Here is a 23,103-nt window from a genome sequence, read left to right as displayed (position 1 = left end):
TTTTAAAAAAAATAATACTATATTTAATAAAAATACCTAGATATTTTCAAGTATACTTGTAAAAACACTTCCATTTATTTGTAAAATATTATATAATATATAGAAAAAAGGAATAGAGAGGTGTAATATGAATATTTCTAAAAGAGTTAATAACATAAAAGTTTCTCCTGTGAGAAAATTAATACCTTATCAAGAGGAAGCAGTAAAAAATGGAAAAAAAGTTTATCATTTTAATATAGGACAACCAGATTTACCAACTCCACCAGAATTTTTTGAATTTATTGCAAATAGTGGTGAAACAACTTTAAAATATGCTCATTCAAAGGGAAATTTAGGACTTCGTCAAGCAATGAGCAGATTTTACAAAGATAATTTTAATTTAGATTTTAATGAAGAGGAAATTCTTATAACTTGTGGAGGAAGTGAAGCATTACTTTTTGTTCTTTCTACAATATTTGATGTAGGAGATGAAATTTTAGTATCAGAGCCATATTATGCAAACTACAACAGTTTCTTTGAAATGCTTGAGATAAAAGTTAATGCTTTCCAAGCAAAAGCAGAAGAGGGGTTCCATTTACCACCAAAAGAGGAAATTTTAGGAAAAATTACTCCTAACACTAAAGCTATTCTTCTTACAAATCCTGGAAATCCTACAGGAACAGTTTATACAGAAGAGGAATTAAAAATAATTGGAGATATTGCAAAAGAACACAATCTTTTTGTTATAAGTGATGAAGTTTATAGACTTCTTTCTTATGATAATAAAATTGCTACAAGTATGGGTGCTTTTCCTGAATATGCAGAAAATACTGTAATCATAGAATCAATTTCAAAAACTTATTCAGCTTGTGGAGCTAGAATAGGAGCTATTGTTAGTAAAAACAAGGAATTTATGTCAGCTGTTTACAAATTATGTCAAGCAAGACTTTCTGTATCAACTCTTGATATGATAGGAGCAGAGGGATTATACAATACATTGAGAAAAGAATATTTTGATAAAAACAGAGCAATCTATGAAAGTAGAAGAGATGTAATATTTGAAGGACTTCAAAAAATAGAAGGGGTAAAAGTTACAAAACCTGAGGGAGCTTTCTATGTAATGGTAACTCTTCCTGTTGATGACAGTGAAAAATTTGCTATTTGGTTACTATCATCTTTTGACTGTGACGGAGAAACTGTTATGCTTACTCCTGCTCAAGGTTTCTACAAAACTCCAAATGCTGGAAAACAACAAGTCAGAATAACTTATTGTCTAGAAGAGGAAAAAATTAAAAAAGCTCTTAATATCCTAGAAAAAGGATTAATTGAATACAACAAAATTAATAAATAAAAAATTGACATTTTCTTCAAATTGTACTACAATAGTAATACAAAAGAGGTGATGAAGATGTCTGTTATATCTTTAAGATTAAATGAAAATGAAGAAAAATTATTAAGAGAAGTTGCTGAATTTGAAGGTATGGGATTATCTTCTTATTTAAAAAAAATAATTTTTGAAAGATTAGAAGATGAATATGATTTAAAGATAGCTAATGAAGCCTATGAAAAACACATGAAAAATGGTGCTAAAACTATAAAATTTGACGACCTTGTTAAAGAATTAGGAGTTGAATTATAGTGTATAAAGTTGAGTTTTCTATTGAAGCTGCTAATTATATTAAAAAAATGGATAATTCAACTAGAACTACTCTTTTAAAATGGATTAATAAAAATTTAATTAATTGTGAAGACCCTAGAATCCATGGAAAATCTTTAACAGGTAATAAAAAAGGAATTTGGAGATATAGAGTTGGAAATTACAGAGTATTGTGTGATATCCAAGATGAGATTCTTACAATATTAGTTTTAGAAGTAGGACATAGAAATAAAATTTATAAATAAAAATAATGATAGGAGGCAGAAATGCCTCCTATATTAATTATCTATAAAAGCTATCTAAAAAAGTTTTTCTGTTGCCCTCCAACTTGTTAGTCTAATACCTAACTTCTATTTTGGATTTCCTTTTTTGTATTATACTATTTTTTCAAATATAGTTAATTTTATTCCTTATTGATTTTATAAAGGGTATATATTCCTCTTATACTTAATTTTGAACTACATTTATCAATCTCTTTTACATATTCCCCAATGATTTTACTAAAACCACCAGTAGCAATTACAAAACATTCCTCCCCAACTTCCTCTTTTATTTTTTCAATAAGATACTTAACTTGCCCAATATACCCAAAGAAAGTTGCAGATTGTATTCCTGTTACAGTATTTCTTCCTAACACACTTTCAGTTTCACAAAATTCAACCTTAGGAAGTCTAGCAGTAGTTCCAAAAAGAGAATTTATATATGTTCTTGGTCCTGGAAAAATTCCCCCACCAATATAGGTATCCCCTTTTAAAACCTCATAAGTTGTAGCAGTTCCAAAGTCAAAAATTATTAAATTTTTATCTGGATATTCTTTTAAAGCTTGAACAACATTTATTATTCTATCAGCTCCCATTCCAGAAGCATCTATATTCTCAGCAAAATTAAAAGGAATTTTTTGACTGACACTTACTACAAACACATCTAAACCAAAATATTTTTTTCCAAATCTCTGTAACATACTTGTAATTACAGGTACAACAGAGGAAACCATTATTCCCTCAATATCTTTTACCTCAATATTATTTATATCCATCATACTTTTAAAAAATCCCATAAACTCATCTTCTGTGATTCTGTCATTAGTACGATTTCTAAAAGTATTTTCAACAATCCCTTCTGAATTTAAAATGCTAGTTACAATATTAGTATTCCCTACATCAAAAACTATGTACATAATTATCTCCTATTTACTAAAAATATTTATAAATTCTTCTAATTTATTTTTTATCTCTTCTTTAGCTTGATTTATCTTTTCTCCATACTTCTCATTAAATTCTTTTTTAATTCTATCAAGCTCTCCTATATCTCCACCTAAATAAACAGCCACTTTTTCAGCTAAATTACTATTTACAAATACTTTATTAAACTTAGGATTATAATTATATTCCACTTTAATATCATTTATTTTCTCATCAGTTCCACCAACTATTACATCTATTCCATCTTTATCTCCTAATAGAGCTTCAGAGATATTTTCCTTATGTAAAATCAAATCTTTAACATCTAATCTTCCTATTACAGATATATCATCATCTTTAAAAGTGATTTTTTGAACTAAATTAGCCTTTCCAGATACAAAATCTTTCTCTTCTAAAAATTCAGAAACTTCTACATTTTCAAATTTCATATCAATTTCCCCAACAAAAGTTACAGGATTTAAAACTCCTGTTATAGAACTTTTTTCATCTCCAGCATTAGCTCCTAAAGTGAATAATACATCTTTATTCATTTTTGATTTATCAGTAGTAACTCCTTGAACAACACCAAATAGATTTCTTCCTAACAATTCTGTATTTACAGTTAAATTTGCAATTTCAACTACCCAATCATCTTCTTTTATTTGAGCTTCATTTTCTTTAAAGTTATATTTCATAGATTGATATTGGTTTACTACATCTGTCATATAATCTGTTGCTATATTTGAAAGTTTATAGTCAATATATTTATCTACAACAGGAATTGTAGTACCTAAAAATATAGCTTTAAGTTTATTATTTCTCTCTAAATCATCAGCTGACATTCCAGATATCATAATTTTATAGTTATTTAAAAAATTAGTTGCAATAGTTTTAAATTCATCACTTGTATATTCTTTGTTAGCAAGTTGATATTCCCCTGTTCTTACAGGAGGATTTACATTTTTTCTATCAGTTTTTTTATTAAGCTCTATATCTCTAATCTCTAAATTTTCTAAAGCTATTTTTTTATTTACAAGCTCATTGATTTTTATATTTGTAGAAATTTTATTAATATAGATAGCATCTACAGAGTCATCCTCTTTACTTTCTATCCCTAAACCTTTCAACTCTAATTTCTCTTTAAAAACAAAATAGTCAACTCCATAAATTCTTACTTTTGTTTCTAGAGAATTTGTTAATTCTTTTTCTAACATTTTCTTTATAAAGACATCTTTTAAACCAAAGAATCCAACAACTATTAATATTACAAAACAAATTACTAAATTTATAATTTTCTTCATCTTCTCTCCTCTCGTAATCTATATCTAGTTTTGAATATATAGATTATACCACAGTTTATATTTTTTCCTCAAATAAAAAAATATATATTTATAAATTGTTTTATACTAATTAGACATAATTTTAATGGTTTTTTCCTCAAAAATACAAATAAATTGAAAAAAAATGAATAATGTGGTAATATATAATGTAAATCTATAACTTTAAGATTGGAAGTGATTATATGGTAGAAAAAAAATATTTAGCACCAAATGGAATTACTGCAGCTAACATGCTTCTTGGTTATCTAAGTATTACAGCATCTATAAAAGGAAATGTTAATCAAGCTATTTGGTTTATATTTTTAGCAATGGTTTGTGATGGACTTGATGGTAAAGCAGCAAGAAAATTTGATGCTTTTAGTGAATTTGGAAAAGAGTTTGATTCTTTCTCTGATGCCATATCTTTTGGATTAGCTCCTAGTATACTTGTTTATTCTATACTTTCACAATATCCAAAATATGTAACCTTAGCTATGCCTGTTGCTTTTATATATGCACTTTGTGGAGTTATGAGACTTGTAAAATTCAATGTAGTCACAGTTGCTTCTAGTGAAAAAGATGATTTTAGTGGAATGCCTATCCCTAATGGTGCTGCTTCTATTATTTCTTATCTTTTAATTTGTAACTCTATTAGTAATTATGGATATAACTTATTCAATGCTCAAACATTTATATACATTACAGTTATAGCAGCTATATTAATGGTTTCAACTATCACTTTCTTAACACCAGATAAAGTATTTAACTTTGTGCCTAAAAAGTTTATGCCATTATTCATTATATTTATTCTTGTAACTTTAAAATATAGTATGTTTATCTGTTCTTTCTATTATATAATTTACAACCTATTCCAATATCACTTATATAGAAAAGAACTTAAAAATTCTATAGATAATGATGGAAATTTTACAAAAGAAAAGAAAGAAATTGTAGAAGAAAAAGAAATAGTAGAAAATAAAGAAGAAATTGTAGAAGAAAAAAAAGAAATTGAAAAATAAAAAATTAAGAGGTTCTTGTATAAAATACAAGAACCTCTTTTTTATTAATAAATAAAAATATTTTTATAGAGATAAATTTTATTTTATAAATCTTTTACTTTTAAGAAATTATCTCTCATATATTTACAAGAACTTTTAAATTTCTCTAAATCTTCTTTTGACATAGGAAGTTCTATGATTTTTTCTACACCATTTTTTCCAAGAATTGCTGGTACACTGGCATATACATTATATTCTCCATACTCTCCATTTAATAAAGTTGATACCATAGAAACTTTTTTCTCATCAGCAAATATTGTTTTTATAAGCTCAACACAAGAAGTACCTATTCCAAATTCTGTTCCACCTTTTCCATCTAAAACTAGCCAACCACCATATCTAGCCTCTTTAGCTATCTCTTCTAAATTAAGTTTTCCATAAGTTTCTGGCTCCTCTTTCATTAATTCTAAAAGAGATTTTCCAAATATTGTAGCCACAGACCATGGAACCATTTGAGATTCTCCATGCTCTCCCATTACATAGGCATAGATTGATTTTGAATCTATATTTAATTTTCTTGATAAAATTTTTCTAAGTCTAGCTGAATCTAATGTTGTACTTGTAGATAAAATTTTATTTACTGAATAATTTAATTTTCTTTGGAAATATTGAGTTACAACGTCAGCAGGATTAGAGATATTTATAATAATTCCTGAAAATTTAGAATTTTTTATTCCCTCTACAATAGATTGTAAAAGCTCTATAGTTCTGAATAATTCATCCATTCTAGTTTCTCCAGGAAGTGGTAAAGGTCCTGCTGAAATTACAATTATTTCTGCATCATCAATATCTGAATAATCTCCAGCTTTCACTCTCACTCTATGTGGTAAATACACTACTGCATCATGAGTATCTTCTGCTTGAGCTATGGCTTTATTTTTATCTATATCTATATAAACTAACTCATCACAAGCCCCTTGTGTTACAAGTGAAAAACCCACATGAGAACCTACATGCCCTGCTCCAATAACTACAACTTTTCTACTTTTTATTTCCATAAATTAAGTATCCTCCTAATGTAAAAATTTTATTACATCAATATTATCCCTTACTACATTTTTATTTATTCATTGACTTTTAAAAAAAATAATTTATAATATATATATAAATACCCGTTGGGTACTCATATGTTAGATTAAACAAGTTCAGATAGAAGCTCTCAAGAGATTGGGAGCTTTTATTCTGCCCTTGAACAAGGTAGAAATTTAACATATGAGGAGGTATACTATGAATGTATACATCGAAACTATCAATTTTAATGCTGGATTTTTAATAATCCTTTGCATTTTTATTTGATAATAAATAGTATCCTCAACCTTCGGGTATTAAAATTCAAATATTATAAGCTTAAAGCAAGTTTATAGTTTTTCTTCATAATTTCACAAGAAGCTTTAAATTTCTCTAAATCTTCTCTTGACATAGGAAGTTCTATGATTTTTTCTACTCCATTTTTTCCAAGAATTGCTGGTACACTGGCATATACATCAGTTTCTTCATATTCTCCTTTTAATAAAGTTGAAACCATACATACTTTTCTTTCATCAGCAAATATTGTTTTTATAAGCTCAACACAAGAAGTACCTATTCCAAATTCTGTAGAACCTTTACCATTAAGAACTAACCAACCACCATATCTTGCATCATAAGCTATTTTTTCTAAATCAAGATGTCCATAAGTTTCTGGTTCCTCTTTCATTAAATCAAGTAATGATTTTCCAAATATTGTAGCCACAGACCATGGAACCATTTGAGATTCTCCATGCTCTCCCATTACATAGGCATAGATTGATTTTTGGTCAATATTTAACTCTTTTGATAAAGTTTTTCTAAGTCTAGCTGAATCTAATGTTGTACTTGTAGATAATATTCTATTTGCTGGATAATTTAATTTTGTTTGTAAATAATAAGTTATAACATCAGCTGGATTAGAAATATCTATAATAATTCCTGAGAATTTAGAATTTTTTATTCCCTCAATTACAGATTGTAGACAATTAACAGTTTTTCCTAAAGTGTCCATTCTTGTTTCACCTGGCTCTGGTAAAGGTCCAACAGAAACAACAATTATATCAGCATCATCAACATCTGAATAATCTCCAGCTTTTACTCTCACTCTATGTGGTAAATACACTACAGCATCATGAGTGTCTTCTGCTTGAGCTATAGCTTTATTTTCATCTATATCTATATAAACAAGTTCATCACAAGCCCCTTGTGTCACAAGTGAAAATCCTACATGAGAACCTACATGTCCTGCTCCAATAACAACAACTTTTCTACTTTTAATTTCCATAAATCAAGTACCTCCTATTGTAAAAAAAAATTTATTGTATCAATATTATCACTAAATAATTTTAATTTCTAGTGAACAAAGAATTTATTTTTTTGTTCGTATTATTTTTAAAAAAATATTATAAATAAAAGCTTTTATCTTATATTTTTATATTTTTTTGTTCTATAAATTCAATCAATAAAAAAAATCTCTTGTCAAAATAAAAAAAATACTGTATCATTATTTCCAAAGTAAAAATTTTAGGAGGAGACACAGATGTATTTAACTAGCATACTTTTAGCAATAATAATACTAATATTATCAATAATACTGCTAGCACTTATTGATAATAAATTTTTATATGCTAAAAAATATGTTAGGTTTAATAATAAATATTTTCTCAAGATATATAACTCTATAATTCTATAAGTTTATAATAAAAAATACTTTGAGAAATAGAAAAATTATCAGCCTACATAGGCTGTTTTTTTTTACAAATTTTTTTCGGGAGGGATATACCAATGATGTTATTACTTGCAGTTAGTCCAATAGTGGCAATTTTAATAGGAATGGTTATTATGAAAAAATCAGCAATGTATGTAGCTCCTATTGTTACAACATATGCTATTATACTTAGTTTAGTTTTTTTTAAGACAGATATAAATACAGTTATTATCCAAAGTAAATCTGGAATTATTGAGGGAATTAAAATAATTTGTCTTTTGTGGCCTGCTTTTATAATTTTAAAAATTATGGTATTCACAGGAGCCATTGGAAAAGTAAAAGAAGTTTTATCTGGTGTTACTTGTGATAAAAGAGCCCAGCTTATTATTATTTCTTCTATGTTTGTAACTTTTTTAGAGGGAGCTGCTGGAGCTGGAAGTCCTGCTGCTATTGCTGGTCCATTTTTAGTTGGATTAGGTTTTAATCCTGTTATTGCAGCTGCTGCTTCTTTATTAGGAGATTCTACTGCTGCTTCATGGGGAGGAGCTGGTTTAACCACTATTAATGGTTCTTCTGCTTTAATAAAAGCTGGAGTTATGACTGCTGCTCAATCTTCTGCTATGGTTGGAAGAATTCATATATTTGGATTATTTTTAATACCTTATATTTTAATTTATATGGCTTTTGGAAAAAAAGGATTTAAAAATTTTGCTCCATTTTTAATATTTAGTAGTTTATGTACACCTACAATATTATTTTTTATTTCTAATTTTATTGGACCTGAATTATCAAGTTTAGGTACAGGGATTTTATCTATAGCTGCTTCTGTTATATTTTTAAAATTTTATAAATTGGATACTCCAGAAGAATATCGTTATAAAAAGGAGGAGATTCCAAGTGATATAATTAGAGAAAAAATAAATTACAGTAGTTTCCAAGCCTTTGGTCCTTATATTATTCTATCTTTAGCTTTACCTATTGTTAGATACTCTTTTCCATTGAGTATTTTAGCTAAATATGGATATATTATGTGGGTTGCTGCTGTTGTATTTGTTAGTTCTTATTTAGGAGGATTAATTTTAAAATTAAAAACAAGTAGTTATTTAGTCCATGCTAAAAATGCTGCTATAAATGTTTTTCCAGCACTTATTACAATCTCTACTTTATTAGTTTTAAGTAATATTATGAAAGTTTCAGGTATGATAAGTATAATGGCAAATACAATTGCTATGGTCACAAGAGATTTATATCCTGCAATGGCTCCTGTAATTGGTTCTTTAGGAGCATTTATCACAGGAACAGGTTTAGGTTCTAATATAATGTTTGCTCCTATGCACTTAGAAGCTGCTACAAAATTAGGATTAAATCCAATAACAGTTTTTGCTGGACAAAATGCTGGAGCTTCTTTAGGAAATTTAATCTGTACTAATAATATAATTGCTGTTGCTATTACTGTAGATTTAATTGGAAGAGAGGGAGAAATTATGAAAAAAGTATTTAAACCTTTCTTTATAATTGTTTCAACTTATATGGTAGTAACTATGTTATACACTCATATTATTTTCTCAACTTGGGGATTATAAAAATATATTTATATAACAAAATGGAGTTATTATATTTTATAAACTATCAATAAAATATAATAGCTCCATATTTTTTTATTATTTTCAAAAGAATTTTAAATATAATTTTTTTACATTATTTAAGATTTTATCTCATATCTTTCTAATTTATTTTTTTCCTAAATTAAAATATAGAAGAAATAAAAATATTATGGAATATTTACTTCTATTAAATCTATATTGTTGTAAAGATTAAATTATTTTGTAATTTCAAAAAAACATTAATTAAATTTAATTTTTTTTAAATAAAACTTATGTAATATTAATCTTTTTTTATATTTTTATAGAACTTTTTTATTTATTCTTGAAAAAATATTAGGATTATGATACTATTTAAGTATCTGGGAAATCATACTTGAAATCTAGGAGGTAAAAATGAATATTGGCAAAAAATTTTTAATGGTTGGAATTTTAGCAACAATGTCTACACTAGCTTTAGGAGCAACTGCAAAAACAGGAAAAGAAAATGACAGAGTTATAGTTGCTCATCGTGGAGCTAGTGGATATTTACCAGAACACACTTTAGAATCAAAAGCCTTAGCATTTGCTCAAGGAGCAGATTATCTAGAACAAGACCTTGCAATGACAAAAGATGACCACATAGTAGTAATACATGACCATTTTTTAGACCAATTAACAGATGTAGCAAAGAAATTCCCTGATAGAAAAAGAGCCGATGGCCGTTATTATGTTATTGATTTTACTCTTGATGAGATAAAATCTTTAGAGATGACAGAAAATTTTGAAACAAAAGATGGAAAAGAAGTAGCTGTATATCCTGGACGTTTCCCTCTATGGAAATCTCACTTTACAATACACACTTTAGAAGAGGAGATTGAATTTATTCAAGGATTAGAAAAATCAACAGGAAAAAAAGTTGGTATATATCCTGAGATAAAAGCTCCATGGTTCCACCATCAAAATGGAAAAGACATAGCAAAAGCAACTCTTGAAGTACTAAAAAAATATGGATATACTACTAAAGATAGTCCTATTTATTTCCAAACATTTGACTATAATGAATTGATTCGTGTAAAAACTCAATTACTTCCTCAAATGGGAATGGATTTAAAATTAGTTCAATTAATTGCCTATACTGATTGGCACGAAACAGAAGAAAAAAATAAAGATGGTGAATGGGTAAATTATAGTTATGATTGGATGTTTGAACCTGGTGCTATGAAAGAAATTTCTAAATATGCAGATGGAGTTGGACCTGCTTGGTATATGATGATTGATGAAAATAATTCTAAAAAAGGAAATATTGTTATGACTAATATGGTTGAAGATATAAAATCAACTAATATGGAATGTCACCCATATACTATAAGAAAAGATGCTCTACCAGAATTTGTAGAGAATGTAGATGAATTATATGATGTTTTATTATATAAAGCAGGAGCCACAGGATTATTTACAGACTTTCCAGATTTAGGAGTTAAATTTGTAGAGAATAAATAATAACAAAAGCACGATTTTTATCGTGCTTTTTTTTAAAATTTATCTTTTAAAAACTATAAAATTAAAAATATTTGTCCAATTATTTTTATTTACCAAACCATTTTGAATAGATATTTTGGAAAGTTCCATCAGCTTTTATATCATCTAAAGCTTTATCTACAGCTTCTCTCAATTTGTTATCCTCTTTTCTAAAAGCTACTCCAGAAGCATCTCCTTGCATAACAGTTTCTGATGACATTTCCAAATTTTGTTTTTTAGAATTATAATATCCTCCAGCAGTTTGAGCAGCAACTACAGCATCAATTCTTCCAGCCTCTAAGTCCATTATGGATTCTATTAAAGTTCCATATTTTTTAACCTCTTTTATTTTTGAAAATATTGGGGATTTTTGTATAGCAAAATCTCCTGTACTTCCAAGTTGTACTCCTACTATCTTTCCTTCTAATTCTTCTACCTTGTCTATTCTTTTACCTTTTAAAGTAAATATTATCTGTCTTCCCTCTTCATAAGGTTTTGAGAAAGCAGCTTGTTTTTTTCTAGATTCAGTTATAGACATTCCATTCCAAACCATATCCACTTTTTTGCTTTTTAATTCAAATAAAATTCCATCCCATTCACAAGGTTTAAATCTAGCTTCAACTCCCATTCTTTTAGCAACTTCTTTGGCTAAATCTATATCATAACCTACCAATTCTCCATTTTCATCTCTAAAACCAAAAGGAGCAAAAGTATCATCAAGTCCAACTATAAAATATCCCTTTTCCTGAACTTTCTTTAAAGATTTATCAGCTCCAAATACTGATGTTACCAAACAAAATATCAAAGTTAAAATTATCCCCAAACGTTTCATATTTCCCATCCCCTTTTAATATTTTATTTTTTTCTATTTTTACTATTATCTATTATCTCTTTTATTTTTCCTTTCTCAAATACAACTATTCTATCTGAAACTTTATTTACAAAATTCATTTCATGACTTACAATTACCATTGTAATATTGCTTGTTTCTCTTAAATCTTCAATAACATTTAAAACTTCATTTACCATTTCTGGGTCCAAAGCTGATGTTGGCTCATCAAATAGTAAAACTTCTGGATTTTTTGCCATGGCTCTTGCTATTGCCACCCTTTGTTTTTGCCCTCCTGATAAAGTTTTTGGATAAACATCAGCTTTTTCCTTTAATCCAACTCTATCTAAAAGTTCTATAGCTATCTTTCTAGCCTCTTTTTTATCCATTTTATCCACTATTACTAATGATTCCATTATATTTTGTGCTGCTGTTTTATGTGGAAAAAGATTAAAAGATTGAAATACCATTCCCATTTTATTTTTTTCAGGAACATTTATCTCTCCAGAATCAATAGTTTCTAAATCTATAAGACATCTTAAAAAAGTTGATTTTCCTCCACCAGATGCTCCAATTATAGATATTACTTCCCCTTGATTTATATCTAAATCAATCCCTTTTAAAATTTCATCATCACCAAATTTTTTATGTAAATTTTTTACTGAAATATAACTCATTATATCATCACCTTTTGTTCTAATTTTTTAAATAACATTATGATTACTACAGACATTAAGAAATATAAAGCTCCACAAATTGCAAAAGGAATTATAGAGAAATCTCTAGTTACTATCTCCTTTGAATTTCTAAGAATTTCTGCCATTCCTATAGCTGATACTAATGAAGTATCTTTTACTAATGCTATTGCTTCATTTGATAAAGGTGGTAATGCTGTTATAAGAGATTGAGGAATTATTATTCTTCTCATAGTTTGCCAATAACTTAATCCCAATACTTTTGCTGCTTCATATTGTCCTTTTTCAATTCCTAAGATACTTCCTCTAAAAATCTCACAAAAATATGCAGCATAGTTTATTACAAAAGTTATTACAGCAGCTGAAAAAGCTGTTAAAGTAATTCCAACTATTGGAAGTCCATAATATACAAAGAAAAGTTGTAATAATAGAGGTGTACCTCTAAATACAGAGGTGTACACAACTATTATATTATTTATTAATCCCTTATTTTTTAATCTTCCTAATGACAAAATCACACCTAAAGGTAATGAAAATACCATTGTCAATACATATAAATTTACTGTAAGCCCCATACCTTTAAGTATGAATAAAAAATCATTATACATTATTTCTCTCTCCTAATCCTATTTATTTTTATTTTCCAAACCATTTTGCAGATATCTCATCATAAGTTCCATCTTTTTTCATTTCATCTAAAGCTTTTTGAACTTCATTTCTAAATGCTTTATCAGATTTTCTAAAAGCAACTCCATAATATTCAGTTGTTAAAGATTCTGTTGAATAAGCTAGTGCATTTTTCTTAGAATTATAATATTTTCCATTTACAGCATCAACTACAACAGCATCTAATCTTCCAGCCTCTAAGTCCATTAAAGCTTCTACATTAGTTGCATATTTTTTTATCTCTTTTGTTTTTTGAGATATTGGATTTTTTGCTACAGCTACATCAGCTGAACTTCCAAGTTGTAATCCCACTACTTTTCCTTCTAATTCTGCAACTTTATCTATTTTACTATCTTTTCTTGAAAATATCATTTGTCCATCTTCAAAATATGGTTCAGAGAACAATGCTTGTTTTTCTCTAGCTTCTGTTATTGTCATTCCATTCCATACCATATCTATTTTTTTACCTTTTAAATCAAATAGAATCCCGTCCCATTCACAAGGTTTAAATTCAGCTTTAACTCCTAATCTTTTAGCTACTTCATTGGCTAAATCTATATCAAATCCAACAATATTTCCTGCTTCATCTCTAAACCCCATTGGTGCAAAAGTAGCATCTAATCCCACTACCATTTTTCCTTTCTTTTGAATATCCTTTAGAGAATTATCTGCTCCAAAACTACTTGTAAACATTCCTAAAACCAACATTATAACTGCTAATATTTTTTTCATAAGTCCTACCTCCTAAATATTTATATAAATTTTACTTTATTACTTTATTTAGCTAAAGTAAAGTTTTTTAAAAATAAACCATTTAGAATAAACTAAATGGTTATAATTTTTACTTTAGTCTACTAAATTATTTCTATGGATAGATGATATCACTTTAAAAAACTTTTGTCAAGGTTTTTTTAAACAATTTTTCTTCCATGATATTCTGTAGAAACAATCTCTTTTGAAACTTCTTCAAAGTTTGATGTTGTAACTCCACCTGCAACAATTATAGTAATTTTATTACTAGCTTTTTTTATCATTTTATTTAAAATACTTTTTCCATCTAAAGCTTTTGCCTTTGTTCCAGAAGAAAGTATTCTTTTAACTCCAGTTTTTGCTAATTTTGTAACTTCTGGCACAGGATTTTCCAAATCATCAATAGCTTTATGGAAAGTCACTTCCATTGGAGAAGCTAATTCTACTAACTCTTTTAATAAATCATAATCAATTTCATCATTTTTAGTAAGAACTCCTAAAACTACTCCTTTTACACCTAAAGATTTACACATCTCTATATCATTTTTCATTATTTCTATTTCGTTTTTATTATAACAATAATTTCCACCTCTAGGTCTTATCATTACAAAAACTGGTATTTTTATTTTTGATACAGCTTGTTTTATTGTACCGTAAGACGGTGTGGTTCCTCCTACTTCTAAATTATCACAAAGTTTATTCTATCTGCTCCTTTTCTTTCAGCACTCAAAGCCTCTGTAAAAGAGCCTACACAAACTTCCTTTAACATAATCCCCCTTCAATATTTTTATATTCCCTCTCCCATTTTTATAAGAGTATGGGTAAATTTATTGGCATTTTCTTCATCCATAAGTATTACTAACAAATCTCCACTTAATATTTTTGTACTTCCATGTGGAGTTACTCCTCTATCTCCTCTTTCAATCTCTACTATTAGACATCTACAAGTTCCTGGCCATACTATATCTTTTATATAGGTATTATCAAATTCTGAATCTGGCCCTACTGGAACTTTTATTATTACTTTATTTTCATTATCTCCTTTTGTTTCCTGCTCTTTTGGTAACATATTTTCTAATAATAAATCATATATAGGTTTTATTCCTATCAATTCTGATATTAAAAATGTTGTCATACATGCAGTTACAACTGGAAAAAAATGATAGAAAGAACCTGTCATTTCAAGTATAAGTACTGTTCCTGTAAGAGGAGATTTTACAACAGTTGTAAGAAGTGTTGCCATACCTAAGATTATAAAATATACATCATAATTACTTGTTAGGTGAAACATATCTATTACAACCATTCCATAAATTTTACCTATAATTGCTCCTATTACTAGCATTGGTAAAAATATTCCTCCTGGAATTCCTGTTGCATAACAAATCAAAGTAAATAAAAATTTTCCAACCAATAGAATAAATAATGTTTTATAAGTAAAACTTTCATGAATTATTCTCTCTGCTAACCCATGTCCTCCACCTGTAATATCAAATAAAAATATTCCTACTACAATAGTTATTCCTACAACTATCACAGGTTTTATCATTGGGTTCATTTTTATATTTTTATATAATTTTTGAAAATAAAAAATCCCATCACTAAATAATTTTCCTATAAATGTTATTATTACAGCTAAAACTATTATTAACATATAGTGGTTTAGTTGATAAAATTCATCTACATGGATATTAAAGCTTGGAGAAAATCCAAAAAAGTATTTTGAAACAAATTCTGCTGACACAGAAGCAATTAATACACAAGTTACAAGAAGTGGTGACATAAATTTATGTAACTCCTCTATTGCAAAAACTGTTCCTGCTATTGGAGCTCCAAAGGCTGCTGCAAGTCCTGCACTAGCTCCACAAGTTACTAAATATTTTTTTTCATACTCTTTTCTTTTGAATATACTAAAAATTCCACTACCAACCTCTGCTCCTAATTGTACAGAAGGTCCCTCTCTTCCTAATGACATCCCTGCTACAATAGCAAGTACACCACCAAAAAATTTAGCTCCTAATTCTTTTACCCAATTAAAATCCATCTGTCTAGCAATTATCCCTTTTACTTGAGGAATTCCACTACCTTTAACCATAGGAATTTTTACGATTATCCATCCTAAAATTAAAGAAATTATCACTCCTCCAACTACTAAACCTAAAAAGACTCCAATTCCAAAATTTTCTCTTGCATAAGTATAGACATCTCTTCTAAAAATTTCTGCTAAACTTAAAGATGCTCTATAGGCTACTGCCACTGCTCCTGAAAAAATTCCAACTAGAAAAGCTAAAAAATATAAATCCATATGAGATTTCATATGAAACTTTAAGGCACTATACCCCGTTTCTTTTTTCATATATGCTCTCCTTGTCTTTTATTTGCATCATATTATTATATAATATTTATAAAAAAAAAGCAAGGTCAATTATTTATCTAAATATTTAACCTTATCTTTTTTTATTTATAACTATAACAATACAACTATATCCTCTGTTCCATAAACTTTTTCACCTTTTTTCAAAAGATTATAAATATATTCTTTATTTTTTAAGGATAATTTTTTTGACCAAGAATTTTGATGATTTATAATTTCCCTTTCATCAACTATCTCTATATTTTTTGGAGCAACATATCTATCTTCAACTATTTTTATATTTTTATTAGATTTTATTTTTTCACCCTCTTTTATAAAAATCAAATAATTATCTATTTTACTTTTTGGATAGTCATTTAGGAAAATATAAAAATTATATCCCTCTTCTATTTTGTGAGATATATCTAAAAAGTTTTCTAAATTTTTATCAATTATATTTTCAGTTACTAATAACACTTTTTTTCCAATACTTTTATAATAAAGTCCTATGGTTTTTATAATTACTCCAACTCCTCTATTTTCTTTATAAATTCCTATGGTATTATTTTTCTCTCTAAATATTGAAGCTAAAATATTCTTTTGAAAAGAGTTATAATTTAATTGCCCTATAAGATATTCTTTTATCTCCTTAAAGACTTCACTATCTTTTATTTTATAAGATTCAAAAGAAAAATCTCTGTATATATTTATATAAACATTAAAGTTTTCAGAAGTTTCTTTTATTTCCTCCACTTCACAAGAGAAATTATAAGCAAATCTATTTTTTAAATTTGAAATTAAGTAAGAAGTTGTATCATCTAACTCCCCAACTATTATTTTATTTTCCAAAATATAAACTTTATTATCATAAAAATTAAAAGTTAAATTATCTTTTATTTTCTTTCTTGTATAAAATACAGTTTTAATTGGAAAAACAGTATCATAAAGCTCTATATCATCATATAAAGCTATATTTTTATAAGAATTTTCCTTTTCACTTGGTTTTATGTCTTCAATAAAAATTTTATATTGATATTTTTCTCTAAATATTTCAGTTTTTAATTTAAAAGCTATATCAATGGTTTCTAACTCTTCTATCTCATTATATAAATCTGCACTGTTCCACCAAACACAATTTCTAATCTCTACACCATTTTTTATTATATTTAACATAAGATGAGTTAAATCTTTTCCTATTTTTCTAAAATTTGTAAATTTACAATTTTTCATAGCAAAAATTGGTGTGGAGTTTCCAAAACCAAAAGGCTCCATTTTAGATATTTCATGTAAAAAATCAAAGGATATTTTTTGTACTTGAATTTCCTTATCTATTTTTATAGGTCTTAGATAGTCCTCTTCCTCTAATTTTGTTTTTACATACTCATCTAATCTCTCTTTTAATTCATCTATTTTTTCAATAGGAATTGTAAATCCAGCTGCCCCTGAATGTCCTCCATATTTTACAAATACATCTCTTACATGATTAAGGGCTTCAATTATATTAAAACTTTCTATACTTCTACAAGAAGCTACCCCTACACCCTCATCTTTTTTTATATCGATTATAATTGTAGGTTTGTAATATCTATCTAAAACTTTTGAAGCTACTATTCCAATTACTCCACTGTGAAGTTTTTCTTTAGCTATAATAAGTATTCCTTTTGTGTCTAATTTCTTTTCCTCAATCTCTTCTACAACTAAATCAAAAATCTCTTTTTGAATATCTTTTCTATCTTCATTTTGATTTATAAGCTCATAAGAGATTATATCCAAAATTTTATTATCTTCATTTATTAAAAGTTCCACACTTTTTTTTGCATCTTCTAATCTTCCAGCAGCATTAAAAATAGGAGCTATTATAAATCCAATATCATAAGTATCATAAGTTTTCTCTGAAAAATCTGGAAAAAGTTTTCTCTCCAATACTTTTAAACCTTTCCAATTTGTTCTTTTTAATTGTTCTAACCCCTTTTTTACTATTATTCTATTGTCTTCTATTAAAGGAACTAAGTCAGCCACAGTTCCAATAGCTGCAATATCAAGATATTTATAGGCTTTTTCTTCTGAATTTAATTTTCTAAAAAGTCCTAAGGCCAACATAAAAGCTGTTCCAGCTCCTGAAAGTCCTTTAAAATTAAAATCATTATCCTCTCTTTTTACATTTACAACACAAAGAGCCTTTGGTAAATCATTATTTATTTCATGGTGGTCTGTTATTATCATGTCCATTCCAATAGAGTTTGCAAAATCAACTTCCTCAACAGAGGATATTCCACAGTCAACAGTTATTATTAAATCTCCACCATCAGCTTTTATTTTTTCTATTGCCTCTTTATTAAGTCCATACCCCTCATCTCTTAAGGGAATATAATAATTTACATCTATTCCAATCTCTTTAAAAACTCTATAAAGAATACTTGTTGCTGTTATACCGTCAACATCATAATCTCCATATATCCAAACATTCTTTTGCTTTTCTCTAGCTTCTAATAAAATATCTATAGTTTTTTCTAAATCTTTAATATCAAAAGGATTTCTTAAATTTTCTATATTTCCATATAAAAATCTCTCTATCTCATCATCTGTTTTTACATCTCTTGCTTCTAAAATAGAGATTAAATCCTTACTGTATCTACTATTTTTCTTGTTATTTTGGGTAGTTTTATAAATCCATCTTGTATTTCTCAAAGTATTCACCTACTATTATTTTTTATTCTTCATCAAATATTTTCAACATTTTTTGAAAATCATCTTGTGCTGAAAGACAGGTATCCCTTAAATATCCCTTTTCATTTTCATATTCTCTTAGACCTCTATAATAAAAAAGTTTATGTTTTTCATCAATTATAAAAGGAATTATATTATGTCTTAAGCATTCTTTAAACATTATAAGTCTACCTACTCTTCCATTTCCATCTTGAAATGGATGTATATTTTCAAATTTATGATGAAAATCCAATATATCTTCAAAGGTTATATTTTCTTTTTTATTATAACTTTCTAATAAATTTTGCATTTCTATTTTTACTTTTTTAGGTGGAGTAGTTTTTTTATCCCCGACTATATTAGCCTTTAATTTATAATCACCAACTTTAAACCATTCCTTTAAACTATCAGAAGTATTAGTTTTTAAAATTTTATGTAACTCTTTTATCAATTCCTCATTTAAAATATTCACATTATCTAAAATATAATCAAAACATCTAAAATGGTTTAAAGTTTCATTCACATCATTTAAAGATACAACTTCATCTTTATCAGAAATAAAAGAATGAGTTTCATAAATATATCTAGTTTGCTCTTCTGAAAGAGTACTTCCTTCTATATGATTAGAGTTATAAGCAAATTTTACTTGAATTAAATGATATATTCCACCTTTTAATTTCATCTCTTTTTCTTCTAAAAGCTCTTTTAATAATTTATTTTCTATATCATTTTTAAAATCTACTATATCTCCAATTTTACAATTTAGATAACTACAAATCTTCTCCAATACATCTAAAGATAAGTTTTCATTTTTAGAAAGTTTTGCAATAGTTCTTGAAGATAGCCCTATATTTTTTTGTAAATCTATTTTTTTTATATTTTTACTATCTAAAATTTTAAATAATTTTTCATATAATATTGCCATACTTCCTCCAAAAAAATATTTATTTATATAAATATTATATAATTTTTCTTTATTAAAGTAAATATTAAAAAATTTAAAAATTATATAGAATATATAACATAATTTAAATTATGATAATTTGAATTATATTTTTTTATATGCTATAATATTAAAAAAGGGAGGTAAAAGTATGAAATTTATAAATAGAAAAAGAGAGTTATCTACTCTTGAAAAAGAATATAAAAAAGAAAAAAGTTTTGTTGTATTATATGGTAGAAGAAGAACTGGAAAAACTACTCTTATAAAAGAATTTATAAAAGATAAAAATGCTTTTTACTTCTTTGCTGACAAACAAAATGAAAATATCCAAATTAAAAGGTTTAAAAATCAATTAGCCGAACAATTTAATGATGATTTTTTTAAAAAAATAGATATTCCTGATTGGGATACTCTTTTTGATTATTTTTTAAATAAAGTTAATAATGAAAAATTTATTTTAGTTATAGATGAATTTCAATATTTATGTCTTATAAACAAAAAGTTTTCTTCCATCTTTCAAAGAATATATGATGAAAAAATTAGCAATAAAAACATTATGATTATATTATGTGGTTCATTAATATCTATGATGTATTCAGAAGTTTTATCATATAATAGCCCTCTATATGGAAGAAGAACTTCTCAAATTAAATTACAACCTATTAGCTTTGACTATTATAAAGAGTTTTTTAAAGAAAAAACCACAAAAGAATTAATAGAATTTTATTCTATAACTGGTGGAGTTCCTAAATATATTTTAGAATTCGATAGAGAGGAAACTCCATTATGGAATATAGAAAATAATATATTTAATAAAGATAATTTTCTTTATTCAGAACCTAAATTTTTACTACAAGAAGAAATAAATGATTTATCAAGATATTTTTCTATACTCAATTCAATAGCCTTAGGAAATACAAAATTATCTTCTATATGTTCTCAGTTAGGTATAAACTCAAGTGGTATAACTTCGTATATAACAAAGATGATAGATTTAGAAATATTAGAAAAAGAAGTTCCTATTACTGAAAGTATAGAAAATGGAAAAAAAGGATTATATAAGATAAAAGATAACTATTTAAAATTCTGGTTTAGTTATGTATATCCTTATCAAAGTTATTTAGAAATTGAAAATTTAATGTATCCATTAGAAAAAATAAAAACTGAATTTAATTTATGGGTGTCTAAAACTTACGAAGATTTAGCAAGAGAAAGTATTTTTACTAATAACAATATTCCTTTTCTTATAAAAAAACTTGGTAGATGGTGGGATAATAATGAAGAAATAGACATTGTTGGTATAGGAGAAAAAGAAATTCTTTTCGGAGAATGTAAATGGTCTACTAAAAAAGTTGGATTAAGTGTTTTATTAGCTTTAAAAGAAAAAAGTAAAAAAGTAAAATGGAATAATAATATCAGAGAAGAATATTTTATATTATTTTCAAAAGAGGGATTTAGTGAAGATTTAATAGAATTAAGTAAAAAAGAAAAGAATATAATTCTCTCTGATTTTAGATAAAAACTCAAGATATTTTCTTAAGTTTTCATCAAAAAAATAAAAAGGAGTTTTAACAACTCCTTTTATTTTTATAATAATATTTAATTATTTAAGATTTTTTAAAGTAGGGAATAAGATTACATCTTTAATTGTAGGGCTTCCTGTTAAAAGCATTACAAGTCTATCAATTCCTATTCCAAGTCCTCCTGTAGGTGGTAAAGCTGCTTCTAGAGCTTCGATAAATGTATCATCAATTTCTGGAGTAGCTTCATCATTTCCAAGTTCTGCTTCTTCTATTTGAGCTTCAAATCTTCCTCTTTGGTCAGCTGGGTCGTTTAACTCAGAGAAAGCGTTTGCATATTCTCTTGAATCAATAAATAACTCAAATCTTTCTGTAAATCTTGGGTCATTAGGGAATCTTTTTGAAAGTGGAGATATTTCTACTGGATGTCCATAAATAAATGTTGGTTGAGTAACTTTGTCTTCACATTTTTCTTCAAAGAATTGGTTTATAATATGTCCTACACCAGTCATATGAGGTAAAACTTCTACATTGTGCTCTTTAGCAATAGCTTTAGCCTCTTCAAAAGTCATCTCTTTCCAGAAGTCAACTCCTGTAACCTCTTTTATCATATCTACCATATGAACTCTGTGGAATTTAGATAAATCTAAATCTTTTCCATTGTATTGAACTTGTAAAGTTCCTAAAACTTTCATAGCAACATGTTTAATAATATCTTCTGTTAAATCCATCATAGATTCATAATCAGCATAAGCCATATATAATTCTATTGATGTAAATTCTGGATTGTGTCTTGTAGAAATTCCTTCATTTCTAAAACATCTATTGATTTCATATACTCTATCAAATCCACCAACTATTAATTTTTTTAAGTATAACTCAGGAGCTATTCTTAAATATAGTGGCATATCTAAAGCATTGTGATGAGTTATAAATGGTTTTGCAGCTGCTCCACCTACGATTGGGTGTAACATTGGAGTTTCAACTTCTAAGAAATTTTTAGCATTTAAGAAGTTTCTAATCTCACTTATAATTCTAGTTCTTTTTATAAATGTATCTTTAACTTCTCTATTCATTATTAAGTCTACATGTCTTTTTCTATATCTAGTTTCAATATCTGTTAAACCGTGAAATTTTTCAGGTAAAGCTTTTACATTTTTAGAAAGTAAAGTAAATTTACTAACTCTTAAAGTTTTTTCTCCTGTTTTTGTAACAAATAGAGTTCCTTCTATTCCTACAATATCTCCTACACCACATTTTTTTATTAATTCCCATACTTTTTCATCTTCAAAAGCATCTTTTCTAGCATAGAATTGTATTCTTCCTGTTTGGTCCTCTAAATGAGCAAATCCTGCTTTTCCTTGAATTCTATATCCCATTATTCTTCCAGCTGTTCTATAAACTGGTTTTACCTCTGCATCTTCTGCTGGAACTTCTTTATCTAATATTTCCCCTATCATAAATTCTTTATCAAATTTCTTTCCAAATGGGTCAAATCCTAATTCTTTTATTTCAGCAATTTTTTGCCATTGTTCTGCTAAAAGACGGTCTTCAGCAACAAAATCAGCATATCTTTTCATTAACTTTTCTCCTTTTATATTAAATTTTATTTTAATCCTTAATCATTCAA

19 protein-coding genes and 2 pseudogenes are annotated in these 23,103 nt (G+C 26.9%); 7 read left to right on the top strand and 14 right to left on the bottom strand.

Going from position 1 to position 23,103, the window contains the following annotated elements; all coding sequences use genetic code 11:
- Positions 1-127 precede the first annotated feature (127 nt).
- Genes HF862_RS04210 through HF862_RS04200 form a run of 3 tightly spaced genes read left to right on the top strand, consistent with a single transcriptional unit; the run spans position 128 to position 1,881 of the window.
- Positions 128-1,330, top strand: coding sequence for a pyridoxal phosphate-dependent aminotransferase (locus tag HF862_RS04210; protein ID WP_170186677.1), 1,203 nt, complete (start codon positions 128-130; stop codon positions 1,328-1,330).
- Positions 1,331-1,387: 57 nt separating this feature from the next.
- Positions 1,388-1,618: a type II toxin-antitoxin system RelB family antitoxin gene (gene relB, locus HF862_RS04205; RefSeq protein WP_170186676.1), complete on the top strand. Its 231-nt coding sequence runs from the start codon at positions 1,388-1,390 to the stop codon at positions 1,616-1,618.
- Positions 1,615-1,881, top strand: coding sequence for a type II toxin-antitoxin system RelE/ParE family toxin (locus HF862_RS04200; RefSeq protein ID WP_170186755.1), 267 nt, complete (start codon positions 1,615-1,617; stop codon positions 1,879-1,881). The genes relB and HF862_RS04200 overlap by 4 nt, the downstream gene beginning before the upstream one ends.
- 158 nt (positions 1,882-2,039) lie before the next feature.
- Here the strand turns inward: HF862_RS04200 and HF862_RS04195 are convergent, their stop codons facing one another.
- Both HF862_RS04195 and HF862_RS04190 read right to left on the bottom strand, forming a co-directional pair.
- On the bottom strand, positions 2,040-2,813 hold the full coding sequence (locus HF862_RS04195; RefSeq protein WP_170186675.1) for a type III pantothenate kinase: 774 nt from the start codon (positions 2,811-2,813) through the stop codon (positions 2,040-2,042).
- Between the two features lie 9 nt (positions 2,814-2,822).
- Positions 2,823-4,118, bottom strand: coding sequence for a hypothetical protein (locus tag HF862_RS04190; RefSeq protein ID WP_170186674.1), 1,296 nt, complete (start codon positions 4,116-4,118; stop codon positions 2,823-2,825).
- Between the two features lie 221 nt (positions 4,119-4,339).
- Between HF862_RS04190 and pssA the strand changes: the two genes are divergently transcribed.
- Positions 4,340-5,155: a CDP-diacylglycerol--serine O-phosphatidyltransferase gene (gene pssA / locus HF862_RS04185; protein WP_170186673.1), complete on the top strand. Its 816-nt coding sequence runs from the start codon at positions 4,340-4,342 to the stop codon at positions 5,153-5,155.
- Between the two features lie 83 nt (positions 5,156-5,238).
- Here the strand turns inward: pssA and HF862_RS04180 are convergent, their stop codons facing one another.
- On the bottom strand, positions 5,239-6,192 hold the full coding sequence (locus HF862_RS04180; RefSeq protein WP_170186672.1) for an L-lactate dehydrogenase: 954 nt from the start codon (positions 6,190-6,192) through the stop codon (positions 5,239-5,241).
- A gap of 341 nt (positions 6,193-6,533) precedes the next feature.
- Positions 6,534-7,487 (bottom strand): L-lactate dehydrogenase, encoded by a 954-nt coding sequence (locus HF862_RS04175; RefSeq protein ID WP_170186671.1) that lies wholly within the window; start codon positions 7,485-7,487, stop codon positions 6,534-6,536.
- Between the two features lie 500 nt (positions 7,488-7,987).
- On the opposite strand from HF862_RS04175, the gene HF862_RS04170 reads away from it, so the two are divergent.
- Both HF862_RS04170 and glpQ read left to right on the top strand, forming a co-directional pair.
- Positions 7,988-9,493, top strand: coding sequence for an L-lactate permease (locus HF862_RS04170; RefSeq protein ID WP_170186670.1), 1,506 nt, complete (start codon positions 7,988-7,990; stop codon positions 9,491-9,493).
- Positions 9,494-9,952: 459 nt separating this feature from the next.
- The gene (gene glpQ, locus HF862_RS04165; RefSeq protein ID WP_240934781.1) at positions 9,953-10,993 is read left to right on the top strand and encodes a glycerophosphodiester phosphodiesterase; all 1,041 of its coding nucleotides are present in this window, start codon (positions 9,953-9,955) and stop codon (positions 10,991-10,993) included.
- Between the two features lie 85 nt (positions 10,994-11,078).
- Here glpQ and HF862_RS04160 read toward each other — a convergent pair whose 3' ends face one another.
- From HF862_RS04160 to HF862_RS10010, 9 genes and pseudogenes are all read right to left on the bottom strand, one after another.
- Positions 11,079-11,843, bottom strand: coding sequence for an amino acid ABC transporter substrate-binding protein (locus HF862_RS04160; RefSeq protein WP_170186668.1), 765 nt, complete (start codon positions 11,841-11,843; stop codon positions 11,079-11,081).
- Between the two features lie 23 nt (positions 11,844-11,866).
- Positions 11,867-12,517 carry an amino acid ABC transporter ATP-binding protein gene (locus tag HF862_RS04155; RefSeq protein WP_170186667.1) on the bottom strand — a complete coding sequence of 217 codons (651 nt, stop codon included), beginning with the start codon at positions 12,515-12,517 and terminating at the stop codon, positions 11,867-11,869.
- Complete coding sequence (locus HF862_RS04150) at positions 12,517-13,143, bottom strand: amino acid ABC transporter permease (RefSeq protein WP_170186666.1); 627 nt, start codon at positions 13,141-13,143, stop codon at positions 12,517-12,519. The genes HF862_RS04155 and HF862_RS04150 overlap by 1 nt, the downstream gene beginning before the upstream one ends.
- Before the next feature lie 28 nt (positions 13,144-13,171).
- Positions 13,172-13,933: an amino acid ABC transporter substrate-binding protein gene (locus HF862_RS04145; protein ID WP_170186665.1), complete on the bottom strand. Its 762-nt coding sequence runs from the start codon at positions 13,931-13,933 to the stop codon at positions 13,172-13,174.
- A gap of 179 nt (positions 13,934-14,112) precedes the next feature.
- Positions 14,113-14,720 (bottom strand): annotated as a pseudogene (locus tag HF862_RS04140) (copper homeostasis protein CutC).
- A gap of 18 nt (positions 14,721-14,738) precedes the next feature.
- Positions 14,739-16,307 carry a ClC family H(+)/Cl(-) exchange transporter gene (locus HF862_RS04135; RefSeq protein WP_170186664.1) on the bottom strand — a complete coding sequence of 523 codons (1,569 nt, stop codon included), beginning with the start codon at positions 16,305-16,307 and terminating at the stop codon, positions 14,739-14,741.
- 111 nt (positions 16,308-16,418) lie between these two features.
- Positions 16,419-19,001, bottom strand: coding sequence for a single-stranded-DNA-specific exonuclease RecJ (recJ, locus tag HF862_RS04130; RefSeq protein WP_304205961.1), 2,583 nt, complete (start codon positions 18,999-19,001; stop codon positions 16,419-16,421).
- A gap of 13 nt (positions 19,002-19,014) precedes the next feature.
- Positions 19,015-19,692 (bottom strand): Fic family protein, encoded by a 678-nt coding sequence (locus tag HF862_RS04125; RefSeq protein ID WP_240934780.1) that lies wholly within the window; start codon positions 19,690-19,692, stop codon positions 19,015-19,017.
- Positions 19,693-19,746: 54 nt separating this feature from the next.
- Positions 19,747-19,935 (bottom strand): annotated as a pseudogene (locus tag HF862_RS10010) (helix-turn-helix domain-containing protein); the annotation flags it as partial.
- A gap of 169 nt (positions 19,936-20,104) precedes the next feature.
- Here HF862_RS10010 and HF862_RS04120 point away from each other — a divergent pair.
- Positions 20,105-21,472, top strand: a complete 1,368-nt coding sequence (locus tag HF862_RS04120) for an ATP-binding protein (protein ID WP_170186661.1) — start codon at positions 20,105-20,107, stop codon at positions 21,470-21,472.
- An 84-nt stretch (positions 21,473-21,556) separates the two neighbouring features.
- Here HF862_RS04120 and lysS read toward each other — a convergent pair whose 3' ends face one another.
- Positions 21,557-23,053, bottom strand: coding sequence for a lysine--tRNA ligase (gene lysS / locus HF862_RS04115; RefSeq protein WP_170186660.1), 1,497 nt, complete (start codon positions 23,051-23,053; stop codon positions 21,557-21,559).
- Positions 23,054-23,103: the final 50 nt, after the last annotated feature.

Source organism: Fusobacterium sp. FSA-380-WT-3A, from assembly GCF_012843705.1.
Taxonomy (GTDB): domain Bacteria; phylum Fusobacteriota; class Fusobacteriia; order Fusobacteriales; family Fusobacteriaceae; genus Fusobacterium_B.
The sequence above is the reverse complement of the archived record's forward strand: the minus strand, read 5'-3'. Positions and strand labels throughout refer to the sequence as shown.

Excerpts from the sequence above, each read along its gene's own strand:
- HF862_RS04175 (WP_170186671.1), bottom strand. The coding sequence starts at position 7,487 with ATGGAAATTAAAAGTAGAAAAGTTGTTGTTATTGGAGCAGGACATGTA.
- HF862_RS04125 (WP_240934780.1), bottom strand. The coding sequence starts at position 19,692 with ATGAAATTAAAAGGTGGAATATATCATTTAATTCAAGTAAAATTTGCT.
- HF862_RS04195 (WP_170186675.1), bottom strand. The coding sequence starts at position 2,813 with ATGTACATAGTTTTTGATGTAGGGAATACTAATATTGTAACTAGCATT.
- HF862_RS04155 (WP_170186667.1), bottom strand. The coding sequence starts at position 12,517 with ATGAGTTATATTTCAGTAAAAAATTTACATAAAAAATTTGGTGATGAT.
- HF862_RS04150 (WP_170186666.1), bottom strand. The coding sequence starts at position 13,143 with ATGTATAATGATTTTTTATTCATACTTAAAGGTATGGGGCTTACAGTA.
- HF862_RS04160 (WP_170186668.1), bottom strand. The coding sequence starts at position 11,843 with ATGAAACGTTTGGGGATAATTTTAACTTTGATATTTTGTTTGGTAACA.
- HF862_RS04180 (WP_170186672.1), bottom strand. The coding sequence starts at position 6,192 with ATGGAAATAAAAAGTAGAAAAGTTGTAGTTATTGGAGCAGGGCATGTA.
- HF862_RS04145 (WP_170186665.1), bottom strand. The coding sequence starts at position 13,933 with ATGAAAAAAATATTAGCAGTTATAATGTTGGTTTTAGGAATGTTTACA.
- HF862_RS04120 (WP_170186661.1), top strand. The coding sequence starts at position 20,105 with ATGAAATTTATAAATAGAAAAAGAGAGTTATCTACTCTTGAAAAAGAA.
- pssA (WP_170186673.1), top strand. The coding sequence starts at position 4,340 with ATGGTAGAAAAAAAATATTTAGCACCAAATGGAATTACTGCAGCTAAC.
- glpQ (WP_240934781.1), top strand. The coding sequence starts at position 9,953 with ATGTCTACACTAGCTTTAGGAGCAACTGCAAAAACAGGAAAAGAAAAT.
- HF862_RS04170 (WP_170186670.1), top strand. The coding sequence starts at position 7,988 with ATGATGTTATTACTTGCAGTTAGTCCAATAGTGGCAATTTTAATAGGA.
- HF862_RS04135 (WP_170186664.1), bottom strand. The coding sequence starts at position 16,307 with ATGAAAAAAGAAACGGGGTATAGTGCCTTAAAGTTTCATATGAAATCT.
- HF862_RS04210 (WP_170186677.1), top strand. The coding sequence starts at position 128 with ATGAATATTTCTAAAAGAGTTAATAACATAAAAGTTTCTCCTGTGAGA.
- lysS (WP_170186660.1), bottom strand. The coding sequence starts at position 23,053 with ATGAAAAGATATGCTGATTTTGTTGCTGAAGACCGTCTTTTAGCAGAA.
- relB (WP_170186676.1), top strand. The coding sequence starts at position 1,388 with ATGTCTGTTATATCTTTAAGATTAAATGAAAATGAAGAAAAATTATTA.
- HF862_RS04190 (WP_170186674.1), bottom strand. The coding sequence starts at position 4,118 with ATGAAGAAAATTATAAATTTAGTAATTTGTTTTGTAATATTAATAGTT.